This window comes from Pantoea sp. EKM101V (assembly GCF_011800325.1).
Classification (GTDB): Bacteria; Pseudomonadota; Gammaproteobacteria; order Enterobacterales; family Enterobacteriaceae; genus Pantoea; species Pantoea anthophila.
Genome location: NZ_JAALFP010000004.1, coordinates 13,331 through 24,470, shown reverse-complemented (window position 1 = coordinate 24,470; position 11,140 = coordinate 13,331). Strand labels below are relative to the sequence as shown.

The window sequence follows — 11,140 nt, the reverse complement described above, 5'->3', positions numbered from 1 at the left end:
AAGAGGCGTTAACGCAGGCCGAGCTGGAAAATCAGGGTTTCAGCCTGGCAGCTGAAGGTGAAATCGATATCCAGCTGCACGCCCTGATCGACATCGCTGAACCGGACGTCAATCACACAGGGTTCCGATTCCACCTGACGGGCACGCTCAGTCAGCCGGGCGGCTTTGGCTTCCGCATCCTGTCGCTGCGGGAACCACTCTGACCAGCTGGCGGTGCAGTCGGTATTATCCATTACGGTGCCGACATCAACGCAGCAGCAGGCAGCGGTTTCGGTCGCACTGCATTTTTTAATGGCATCAGTCATCTTTCTCTCCTGCCCCGGCTTCGGGTGAGTTAAGCGATTTTATGGCCGGAATTTTACCCGCTTGCGATAAGATGCGCCACGCGACTGTGGCTAAGTGACGAATATCACAATAAAAATTGATCCAGAACAAACTGGAATCGGTATGCTGTCTTCACCAGGGTGCTTTTTGTTATGCAGATCGAATTTTAAGCGATCAACTCTGAAATATTTTAAAAACAATATTGCAACTTGCACACAGGTCGGACCTATACTCTCCGCACTGGTCTGATATGTGCGTTTACCGTCAGTCCCTACAATCCGCCGTCCTTTGTTACGCGACGTTATAGCGTTAAATAATAATTCACATGAGGTTGTGGTCATGAACCATAAGAACCTGTTCGCAAAGTCAGCCGTGGCGGCTGCAGTGGCGCTTGTCTCTTCACACGTTTACGCAGCTGGGTTTCAGTTAAATGAGTTCTCTACGATTGGTTTAGGTCGCGCCTACTCAGGCGAAGGGGCAATGGGTGATACGGCGGCATCCGCCAGCCGTAACCCGGCAACGATGGCGTTAATGGATCGCCCGGAGTTTTCCATCGGTGCGGTTTATATTGATCCGGATGTGGATATCACGGGCCGCAGTCCGACGGGCCGCAGCCTGGATGCCAGCAACATCGCCCCGAATCAGTGGATACCCAATATTCATTACGTTCAGCCCATCAACGATCAGTGGTGGATTGGCGCATCGGCAACCTCCAACTATGGCTTAGCAACAGAGTTTAATAATGGTTACACCGCTGGCGGCTATGGCGGTAAAACGGACCTGATGACCGGCAACTTAAACCTCAGCACCGCTTACCGGTTCAATGAGCACTTCAGCGTGGGCGTCGGTTTTGATGCGGTTTATGCTAAAGCGAAAATTGAACGCTATGCCGGTGAATCAGGCGCGAGACTGGGCGTACCGGCTGATACGCAGGTTGCCCATCTGAAAGGCGACGAGTGGGGCTACGGCTGGAATGCCGGTATCCTGTATGAAGTGGATGAAAATAACCGCTTCGGCTTCAGCTATCGTTCAGAGGTGAAGATCGACTTTGATGGCGATTACAAAAGTAATCTGTCCTCCCGTCTGAACGCGGTCAACAACCCGGAAGTGTCAGGCGTGCCTTTTGGTACCAACGGCACGACGGTTCCGGGCGCGTTAACCCTGAATCTGCCGGAGATGTGGGAAGTGTCGGGCTGGCATAAAGTGGCTCCGCAGTGGGCGGTTCACTACAGCATGGCCTACACCAGCTGGAGTCAGTTCCAGGAGCTGAAAGCCACCGGTTCTCAGGGCCAGACGCTGTTCTATAAAGATGAAAGCTTCCACGATGCCTACCGTATCGCGCTGGGCACCACCTATTTCTACGACAGCAACTGGACGTTCCGCACCGGTATCGCATTTGATGACAGCCCGGTGCCAGCCGATAAACGCTCTATCTCCATCCCGGATCAGGATCGTTTGTGGCTGAGTGCAGGTACGTCGTACGCCTTCAATGATAACGCCTCGGTCGATCTGGGCATCTCCTATATGCACGGACAGAAAGTGACGGTGAAAGAAGGTCCTTATACCTTTAACTCAGAAGGCAAGGCCTGGCTTTACGGCGCGAACTTTAACTACAAGTTCTGACCGGATAGCACAATTAAAAAGGGCGACTCAACTGAGTCGCCCTTTTTTGTCGCCCTGAATCGCATGCTGGCTCAGGGAGCCTGCGTCCTGCGTTTACTGCGCGTCGATATCCTTCAGGTCATCCTGAATCGCAGCGGCGTTTGGATTCTCTTCCGGCTTGAGTTTGCCGCCACGCGCCAAAAAGTCGTGACGCTGGAAGTAGGCGTTACGGATAAAGGCGTACGGATCGCTCTGCTGCTTCAGGATCGCATCGGAATCCAGCAGTTGCGCGCGGGTCTCAATCCCCTCCAGCGTCCACTTACCAATCGACATCGGCCAGGTCAGCCAGCCGAGGATCGGATAGAGGGTATCAACGTAGTCACCGCCATCCTGCCGTATAGTGAAGCTGCCGTAAGCCGGCAGCTCAACGTAAGGACCATAGCCGACACCATAGTGGCCCAGCGTGGTGCCGAAACGGTGCGGCTGTTCACGCGCCAGTTCCGGATTGGCTTTACCGGCGACGTCAATGAAACCACCCAGACCCAGCACACTGTTCAGGAAGAAACGGGTGAAGTGGATACCCGCATCGCGTCCGTCACCGACCAGAATAGCGTTAACCATGCTGGCGGGCTCTTCCAGGTTGCCGAGGAAATTGCTCAGGCCGGTTCGTGCAGGCACCGGCACGTAGTCGCGCCAGGCGACAGCGACCGGACGCAGCACATAGGGATCCAGCACATTGTAGTTAAAGTTAAACATCGTGCGGTTAAAGCCTTCGAACGGATCGCTGCGCTGCGCAGGATCGTTATTTGCCGGCTTTGAACTGGCACAACCTACCAGAAGGACGCTGGCCACAGCCAGGCTGGTCAGGCGATAATTCATTCCAATCTCCCTGTGCGGATGAAAAAGGGCTACCCATCGTTCAGGCACAGCCCGGCGTCGAATCGGCTTACCCGATGAGCATAGCTGACTTTATGCCAGAGGCAGCAGGCAATGGCACGCAGCGACCTGAACAGGATCGTTGATGACGTTCAGGGAAGCTGCTGATTAATCTCTACCGCGATCGGCTGATGACCATCCCAGGGCGTCACGGCGCTCTCACCCAGCCAGTCACCCGGCTGCGGGGTGGCGCTGCCGTCGCGGGAGATACGCACCCGAACCGCGACCTGATGCTGCGCCGACAGCAGGCGATCCGGCATCATGGCATTGCTGTCATCCAGCGTCAGCGACAGCGGGAAGTGGCTCAGCGGCATGCGCTTCACCGCCACCGGCACCGGTGACGTCCCGTCAGAAACCGAAATATACAACACTCCGTCCTGCGGTAACATTTTTTCTGCCTGCGGGGTCAGCCGCACGGTCAGCGCCAGCTGACGGCTCTGCTCTCCGGCATCACTTCTCGCCTGCTCAATGCTGCGGGCGATCATCGCGCGTCGTGTGTCATCGGCAGGCAGCACGTTCAGCAGGGCCTGCCAGGCTTCAATCGCCTGATCGTACTGCTGCTGGCCGTAGGCGTTAAATGCCATCAGGCCAAGCGTACGCGGGTTTTGCGGCTCCGCTTTCAGCAGAGCGCGCAGCAGCAGTGACGCCTGACGGTTATCCTGCGGATCGGGAGAGCGCGTCAGCACCTCTGCATAATCCTGCTTCAGCGTCATATCGTTGGGTGAGAGCTGTAAAGCATGCTCAAACGCCTGACTGGCGATATCAGCCTGATTCAGCACCATGCCAAGCCGCCCCAGCATGGTCCAGTCGGCCAGATTATCCGGTTCCGTTTGCAGGGCGGTACGCAATCCGAGCTCTAAACGTGCCAGCTCCTCCATGCTGAGCGGTCTGGCGCCGGGGTCCATCAGCCGCGCACGCAGCGCAGGGTACGCCTGCTGCACCTGCATCCAGCCGGTGTACTGCGTCAGGCCGCCGGTTTTCAGATAGGTTCCCAGCGACACCCCAATCAGCACGAGCACGCCCGGCAGCAAAATCCAGCGGCTGCTGCTGTGGGACGGGAGGCTCTGCGCCGGCGGAATATCGGCCAGCAGCGTCTGCTGTAACTCGCGCTCCATTACCGGGCGCTCAGCAACAACGCCCTGCTCTTCATCCTGCGCCAGCTCATCGATCCGCTGATGGTAAAAGCGCTGATTGAGGCGATCGCGGTCGCCCAGGCCGGCCTGACGCTGCCGCCAGCCCGCGGCCAGGAACAGCGTGCAGGCCGCCAGCAGTAACAGAAAAAGGGTAATCCAGAATGCACTCATGACGGCTTCCTGTCTGACTTCAGTAAGGCATCGAGACGCTGTTGCTCAGCGTCATCCAGCGCACTGTGGGTGTGACGCCGACGGCTGCGCAGAATAATCACCGCGCCACCCAGCAGCACAAACAGCGCCGGGCCAGCCCACAGGATCAGCGTCGACGGGGTCAGCGGTGGCGAATAAGAGACGAAGTTGCCGTAGCGCGCCACCATGTAATCAATGATCTGCTGGCGGCTCTGCCCCTGCTTCATCAGCTCATAAACTTTCAGCCGCATGTCGGCGGCAATCATGGCATTCGAGTCGGCGATGCTGTTGTTCTGACATTTCGGACAGCGCAGTGATGCGGTGAGATCACGGTATTGCGCCTCCTGAGCCGGAGAGTCAAATTGCAGTGTGTCGATGGTCGCCCACAGATTGATGCTGAACAGCAGGCCACAGATCAGTAACAGCGATCTCATGATCCCACCTCCGCACTGTATTTCATCCACAACGGTTTCACTTCCTGCTCCCAGACGCGCGTGTTGAGATCGCCGGCGTGGCGATAGCGGATAATCCCTTTACCGTCGATCAGAAAAGTTTCCGGTGCGCCATAGACGCCGAGGTCGAGTCCCAGCATGCCGCTGCCATCGTAAAGACTCAGGGCGTAGGGATTGCCCAGCGTGTTCAGCCAGTTAACCGCCTTATGGCGATCGTCTTTATAGTTCAGGCCGACCACCCGAATGCCCTGCTCCGCCAGCGTATTCAGATAGTGATGTTCGGCGCGGCAGGTCGGACACCAGGTTGCCCAGACGTTCAGCAGTATCGGCCTGCCATCGGTCAGCACGCGCTGGTCGTAGGTTTTGCCGGGCTGGTCGAGCGCTTCCAGCCGGAACAGCGGCACCGGTTTACCGATCAGCGCCGATTCAAGACGGGTCGGATCGTCACCATCCGCATTGCGGGTCAGCTGCCACAGCAGCGCCGCTGCCAGCAGCAGAAACAGCACCAGCGGGATAAACAGGATTTTCTTGTTCATGCGCGCTCCTCACGTGCGGCTTTTTTGCGCGAGCGATAGCGGGGATCCCACAGGCAGAACAGGCCCCCCAGCGCCATCAGTACGCCGCCAGCCCAGATCCAGCGGACAAAGGGTTTGTAGTAGATACGCACCGCCCAGCCGCCATCCTCCAGCTCCTCGCCCAGCGCTGCATAGAGATCGCGGCTGAAACCCCCATCAATCGCCGCTTCGGTCATCATGGTTCGGGCCGCGGTATAGAAGCGTTTTTCCGCCTGCAGCGTCGCTTCCGGTTTCCCGTTGCGCGTGACATCGATAATCCCCATGCCCCCGCTGTAGTTAGGCCCCTGCAGGTTCTGCACGCCGCGGAAGACAAAGTGATAGTGATGGATGTCCACGCTATCCCCCGCCCGCATCCGCACGTCGCGCTCCACGCTGTACTGCGTGCTGAAGGCGATACCAATTACCGTGACCCCGACGCCAAGGTGGCCCAGCACCATGCCCCAGTGGCTGCGGGAGAGGTGACGCAGCCCGGTCAGAAACGGATGGCGATGCGTGGCGCGTTCGTGCAGTTCCAGCAGCGTCAGCACAATGATCCAGAGAGACATCAGTAAGCCCACCACGGTCATCGCCGCAATGCGATCCTGCAGCCACCAGGGAATCATCATCGAACAGGCCAGGGTAACGAGCAGCGCCAGCGCCAGCCGTTTGGCCAGTTTCTGCGGTTCATCGCGCCGCCAGCGTACCAGCGGCCCGATCCCCATCAGCAGCGCAAACGGCGCCATCAGCCAGCTGAACATCGTATTGAAGAACGGCTCACCCACCGAAATGCTGCCCAGTCCCAGCTGCTTGTGCACCAGCGGCAACAGCGTGCCGAGCAGTACCACCAGCATGGCCGCAATCAGCAGCACATTGTTGCCCAGCAGAAAGGATTCCCGTGACCAGGTTTCGTTCTGTACCCGGCTCCGCACCTGCCCCCCTTTGATCGCATAGAGCAGCAGCGAACTGCCGATGACAATCACCAGAAACGCGAGGATAAACATGCCGCGCGCCGGATCGGAAGCGAACGAGTGGACCGACACCAGCACGCCGGAGCGCACCAGGAACGTACCGAGCAGGCTGAGCGAAAAGGCGGTGATCGCCAGCAGCACGGTCCAGGCCTTAAAGGTGCCACGCTTTTCGGTGACGGCCAGAGAGTGGATCAGCGCCGTGCCCGCCAGCCACGGCATGAACGAGGCGTTCTCTACCGGATCCCAGAACCACCAGCCGCCCCAGCCCAGTTCGTAATAGGCCCAGGCCGAGCCCAGCACAATGCCGATAGTCAGGAAGATCCAGGCTGCGGTGGTCCAGGGACGCGACCAGCGCGCCCACGCGGTATCGAGCCGTCCGGCCATCAGCGAAGCGATGGCAAACGCAAAGGCCACTGAGAATCCGACATAACCCATGTAGAGCAGCGGCGGATGGAAGATCAGGCCGATATCCTGCAGCATCGGGTTCAGGTCGTGCCCGTCTACGGGGAAGTCGGGCAGCGTGCGGGCAAACGGATTCGACGTCAGCAGGATAAACAGCAGGAAGCCGAGATTGATCATCCCCATGACCGCCAGTACGCGCGCCAGCGCGTCCTGTGGCATACCGCGACTGAAGATCGCCACGGCTAAGGTCCAGGTGCTGAGCAGCAACACCCACAGCAGCAGCGATCCCTCATGCGCGCCCCAGGTGGCGGCAATGCGGTAGTAGACCGGCAGCAGGCTGTTGGAGTTGGTGACAACATAGGCCACGGTAAAATCGTTGCAGATAAAAGCCCAGACCAGCAGCATAAAGGCCGCAGCGATGCAGACAAACAGCCCACAGGCCAGCGGGCGCGCCATCGCCATCAGCCGCGCATCCTGACGAATTGCGCCCCAGAGTGGATAGCTGCTGAGCAGCAGCGCCAGCCCCAGCGCCAGACAAAGCAGAAAAGTCCCGGTTTCCGGCATCATGATGATTTATTTCCCGCCTGATACTGTGACTGCGGGCCGTTGTGATTGCTCTTCATCGCGTCTTCTATCTCCGGCGGCGTATATTTCTCATCGTGTTTGGCCAGCACTTCTCTGGCAACGATCTGGTTACCGTCCGCCAGCACGCCCTGCGCCACGACGCCCTGCCCTTCCCGGAACAGATCCGGCAGGATGCCTTCAAAACTGACGCTGACGACACCGCGCGCATCATAAAGTTTGAACGTTACCGCCAGGCTGTTCGGGTCCCGGTGCACGCTGCCGGGCATCACCATGCCACCGACGCGCAGCCGCTGGCCCGCCTCCGGCTTCTCATGCGCCTCGCCTTTGCCATAGAGGATTTCACCCGGGGTATAAAACAGATCGATGTTTGAGCGCAGCGCATACATCACCAGCGCGGTGGCCAGGCCCAGGCCAAGCAGAATCGCAACGGCCGCACAGAGGCGATTGCGTCGACGGCTATTCACACACTCTCTCCTGCCGCTTCAGCCGCGGCTTTTCTGGATTTAGCTGCCCGGATGCGACGTTCACGCGCATCACGCTGGCGGATCTCCGCCAGCAGGCGGCGGCGCAGTAACAGGGTATGCAGCGTCAGTCCCGCCAGCGGAAGCAGCGTGCAGGCCACCGCCAGCCAGACGTAAAAGGCGTAGCCGCCCATGGCAAAAAAGGCGTGCCAGGAGGAAAAGGCCGGCGTCATTTCTGCTCTCCCCGTTTTGCGACGTCAAGAGCCCAGGGGCGATGGCGTTCCGTTAACAGAATCAGGTTGCGCAGCCGCATCAGCGTCAGCGTGATAAACAGCAGCAGATAACCGAGGATGGCCCAGCGCAGCGGCGTTCGCATCACTGGCGCAATCGCCTGCTGAAGGATGCCGGACGAGCCCTGATGCAGGGTATTCCACCACTGCACCGAGAAGTGGATGATGGGCAGGTTGACCACGCCGACCAGAATCAGGATGCCGGCGGCCCGGCCTGCGGTGCGGCGGTCATCGAACGCGTGCCAGAGTGCAATCACGCCCATATAGAGGAAAAGTAACACCAGCTCCGAGGTGAGGCGTGCATCCCAGATCCACCAGGTTCCCCACATCGGTTTGCCCCACGCGGAACCGGTGACCAGCGCAATAAAGGTAAAGACCGCGCCTACGGGTGCCATGGCGGCGGAAACCAGATCGGCCATTTTCATCTGCCACACCAGACCGGTAAACGCCGCGACGGCCATGGCGGCATAGATGCCCATCGACCACATGGCAGCGGGCACATGGATATACATGATGCGAAAACTGTCACCCTGCTGATAGTCAGCGGGAGCAAATCCAAATCCCCAGATCCAGCCCAGCAGTAATGTCGCCACGCCTGCTATCGCAAACCAGGGCACCAGGCGCCCCGAAAGCTGATAGAGCCGTTCGGGCCGGGCCAGCTGATGTAACGCTTTCCACATATCAAATGCTCACATTAACGATAAAAAAGGCCGCGTCTTTTTATGCGCGGTTACTGCAACGTAATCCGTAACGCCGCCGCCGTGGCAAACGGCGAGAGCGTGGCGCTGCCTGCCAGCATCGCGCCAAGAATCGCCAGATAGCCACCCATCGGCAGGCCCTGACTGGCGGCTTCCATCGCGGCACTGGCGAAGATCAACACCGGAATCGCCAGCGGCAACACCAGCAGGCTGAGCAATACCCCACCCCGGCGTAATCCCACCGTCAGCCCGACGCCGATGGCACCGAGAAAACTCAGGGTGGGCGTGCCGAGCAGCAGCGTCAGGGCCATCGCCCGCCAGCCATTGAAATCCAGCGACAGCAGCAGCGCCGCCAGCGGCGACAGGATAATCAGCGGCAGACCGGTGATCAGCCAGTGCGCCACGACTTTGCCGATGACCGTCACCGGTAGCGGCGAAGGCAACAGCAGAAGCTGCTCCAGCGAACCGTCGCTGAAATCGTCGCGAAACAGGCGCTCAAGCGCCAGCAGCGACGCCAGCAGCGCCGCCACCCAGGCGACACCCGGCGCAATGCGCGCCAGCTGCTGCGGATCAGGTCCGATGCCCAGCGGAAACAGGGTAATCACAATCAGGAAAAACCACAGCGGATTGACCACATCAGCGCCGCCGCGAAAGGCGATACGCAATTCACGCTGAATCAGGCGAAACAGCATCAGCTTGCCTCCGCATCGCCAAGGCGAATTTTACGCACCCGCGCGGCCGCAGCGGGTAGATCCTGGTGGGTTGTCAGGATCACGGCGCCCCCGTTATCGGCATGGGCGGCAAATCTGGCCATTAATTTTTCAACCCCCGCTTTGTCGATGGCGGTCAGCGGCTCATCCAGGATCCAGACACGGGCCTGGCTGAGCCAGAGGCGCGCCAGCGCGACGCGACGCTGCTGACCCGCCGACAACCGGCTTACCGGCACCTCTTCGTCACCCGTGAGGTCGACACTGTCAAGCGCAGCAAAGATCTGCGCGTCACTGCAGTCAGGATGGTAGAACCGCAGATTTTCCAGCGGCGTGAGGACGCCTTTGACGCCGGGATGATGGCCCAGATAAAGCATCGCCTGATGCCAGGCGTCGCGCTGCCGCAGGATCGGCTGCTGCTGCCAGCGTATCTCACCCTGTTCAGGACGGCTCAGCCCTGCCAGCAGTCGCAGTAGCGAGGTTTTACCGGCACCGTTGGGGCCTTCAATCTGCACAATGTCACCGGCAGAGACGCGAAATGAGAGCTGCTGAAACAGCGCGCGTTCATCGTATGCACAAGTGAGCGTAATGATTTCCAACATCGAGGGGGGAATCGCACCAGCTAAAAGTGGCCGGGATATTACCACAATGCTGCTAAGGGCCGAAGTCTGAGCCGCTGCTCAGGCGCGCTGTCAGGGGTTTATTCGTGCGGTCTGGCGCTGAGTCTGAATAAAAATGCAGGTATGAAAAAGCTTGTTACGCTTATTCGCATCGCTCGTTACATAATTGGCAAATAAAAAACAGCTACGCTTATTACGCCACAGCACTATCACCAGGAGAAAATATGAAGCCTTCATCAGGTAATGAACCGGGTCCTAACGACGTCGATAGCGAAGAGAAGGACAAGGGCACTGACATCGAAGTCGATGAGGAGGCATTACCCTCCCGCGCCGCGGCGATCCATGAAGAGATCCGTCAGGATGGGGAGAAAGAGCTGGAGCGTGACGGGATGGCCCTGCTCTGGTCAGCCATTGCCGCAGGCCTCTCCATGAGTGCCTCACTGATGGCGAAGGGGATATTCAAGGTCCACCTTGATGGCGTGCCGGGTGCATTTCTGCTGGAAAATCTCGGCTACACCTTTGGCTTTGTCATCGTCATTATGGCGCGCCAGCAGTTATTTACCGAAAACACCGTCACGGCAGTGCTGCCGGTCATGCACAAACCGACCTGGGGTAATGGCGGTCTGCTGTTACGGTTATGGGGTATTGTCCTGCTGGGTAACCTGATCGGTACGGCACTGGGTGCGCTGGCCTTCAACGAGATGCCCATTTTTGATGAGGCGACCCGTCAGGCCTTTACCGACATCAGCATGAAAGTGATGGAGAACTCGCCCGGCTCCATGTTTGCCAACGCCGTCATTTCCGGCTGGATTATCGCCACCATGGTCTGGATGTTCCCCTCTGCGGGCGGGGCCAAACTGGTGGTCATTGTCATGATGACCTGGCTGGTTGCGCTGGGCGATCTGGCGCACATCGTGGTGGGATCGGTGGAGGTGCTCTATCTGGTCTTCAATGGCAGCATCAGCTGGCATGAGTTCCTCTGGCCGTTTGCCCTGCCTACCCTGCTCGGCAACATCACCGGCGGCACCCTGATTTTTGCGCTGATCAGTCACGCACAGATCCGTAATGACATGAGTGAAGCGGCGGTCGCCAAAGCGAAGGCGGAAAAGCGCAGGCAGGAGAAGCGTCGTGAGCGTGAAGAGCGCGGAGAAAAAGAGGAAGGTGCTGAATAACTGTCGTCAGGTAAAAAAGTGCAGCGCAGAAGGATTTGCGCTGCACG

13 protein-coding genes are annotated in these 11,140 nt (G+C 58.9%); 2 read left to right on the top strand and 11 right to left on the bottom strand.

The window, feature by feature from the left end:
* Nucleotides 1-8: 8 nt before the first annotated feature.
* Nucleotides 9-305, bottom strand: coding sequence for a YfcZ/YiiS family protein (locus HFD92_RS08150; protein ID WP_009088938.1), 297 nt, complete (start codon nucleotides 303-305; stop codon nucleotides 9-11).
* 358 nt (nucleotides 306-663) lie between these two features.
* Between HFD92_RS08150 and fadL the strand changes: the two genes are divergently transcribed.
* Nucleotides 664-1,947 carry a long-chain fatty acid transporter FadL gene (gene fadL / locus HFD92_RS08145; RefSeq protein WP_046102298.1) on the top strand — a complete coding sequence of 428 codons (1,284 nt, stop codon included), beginning with the start codon at nucleotides 664-666 and terminating at the stop codon, nucleotides 1,945-1,947.
* A gap of 93 nt (nucleotides 1,948-2,040) precedes the next feature.
* On the opposite strand, the gene mlaA is transcribed toward fadL, so the two are convergent.
* The 10 genes from mlaA to ccmA form a co-directional block, all read right to left on the bottom strand.
* Entirely contained in the window at nucleotides 2,041-2,805 is a 765-nt protein-coding gene (mlaA, locus tag HFD92_RS08140; RefSeq protein ID WP_046102299.1) for a phospholipid-binding lipoprotein MlaA, read from the bottom strand.
* 149 nt (nucleotides 2,806-2,954) lie between these two features.
* Nucleotides 2,955-4,166 carry a c-type cytochrome biogenesis protein CcmI gene (gene ccmI / locus HFD92_RS08135; RefSeq protein ID WP_167428737.1) on the bottom strand — a complete coding sequence of 404 codons (1,212 nt, stop codon included), beginning with the start codon at nucleotides 4,164-4,166 and terminating at the stop codon, nucleotides 2,955-2,957.
* Nucleotides 4,163-4,618 (bottom strand): cytochrome c-type biogenesis protein, encoded by a 456-nt coding sequence (locus HFD92_RS08130; RefSeq protein WP_181405338.1) that lies wholly within the window; start codon nucleotides 4,616-4,618, stop codon nucleotides 4,163-4,165. Before HFD92_RS08130 ends, ccmI begins: the two co-directional genes overlap by 4 nt.
* The gene (locus tag HFD92_RS08125) at nucleotides 4,615-5,172 is read right to left on the bottom strand and encodes a DsbE family thiol:disulfide interchange protein (RefSeq protein WP_167428736.1); all 558 of its coding nucleotides are present in this window, start codon (nucleotides 5,170-5,172) and stop codon (nucleotides 4,615-4,617) included. The genes HFD92_RS08130 and HFD92_RS08125 overlap by 4 nt, the downstream gene beginning before the upstream one ends.
* Nucleotides 5,169-7,127 (bottom strand): heme lyase CcmF/NrfE family subunit, encoded by a 1,959-nt coding sequence (locus tag HFD92_RS08120; protein WP_167428735.1) that lies wholly within the window; start codon nucleotides 7,125-7,127, stop codon nucleotides 5,169-5,171. The genes HFD92_RS08125 and HFD92_RS08120 overlap by 4 nt, the downstream gene beginning before the upstream one ends.
* Entirely contained in the window at nucleotides 7,124-7,609 is a 486-nt protein-coding gene (gene ccmE / locus HFD92_RS08115) for a cytochrome c maturation protein CcmE (RefSeq protein WP_009088922.1), read from the bottom strand. Before ccmE ends, HFD92_RS08120 begins: the two co-directional genes overlap by 4 nt.
* Nucleotides 7,606-7,839 (bottom strand): heme exporter protein CcmD, encoded by a 234-nt coding sequence (ccmD, locus tag HFD92_RS08110; protein WP_009088921.1) that lies wholly within the window; start codon nucleotides 7,837-7,839, stop codon nucleotides 7,606-7,608. Before ccmD ends, ccmE begins: the two co-directional genes overlap by 4 nt.
* A complete protein-coding gene (locus HFD92_RS08105; protein ID WP_167428734.1) occupies nucleotides 7,836-8,576 on the bottom strand; it encodes a heme ABC transporter permease in 741 nt (246 codons plus the stop codon). The genes ccmD and HFD92_RS08105 overlap by 4 nt, the downstream gene beginning before the upstream one ends.
* A gap of 50 nt (nucleotides 8,577-8,626) precedes the next feature.
* The gene (ccmB, locus tag HFD92_RS08100) at nucleotides 8,627-9,286 is read right to left on the bottom strand and encodes a heme exporter protein CcmB (RefSeq protein ID WP_009088919.1); all 660 of its coding nucleotides are present in this window, start codon (nucleotides 9,284-9,286) and stop codon (nucleotides 8,627-8,629) included.
* Complete coding sequence (gene ccmA / locus HFD92_RS08095; protein ID WP_009088917.1) at nucleotides 9,286-9,903, bottom strand: cytochrome c biogenesis heme-transporting ATPase CcmA; 618 nt, start codon at nucleotides 9,901-9,903, stop codon at nucleotides 9,286-9,288. The genes ccmB and ccmA overlap by 1 nt, the downstream gene beginning before the upstream one ends.
* A gap of 242 nt (nucleotides 9,904-10,145) precedes the next feature.
* Here ccmA and HFD92_RS08090 point away from each other — a divergent pair, with 242 nt between their 5' ends.
* Nucleotides 10,146-11,093, top strand: a complete 948-nt coding sequence (locus HFD92_RS08090) for a formate/nitrite transporter family protein (protein ID WP_167428733.1) — start codon at nucleotides 10,146-10,148, stop codon at nucleotides 11,091-11,093.
* Nucleotides 11,094-11,140 lie beyond the last annotated feature (47 nt).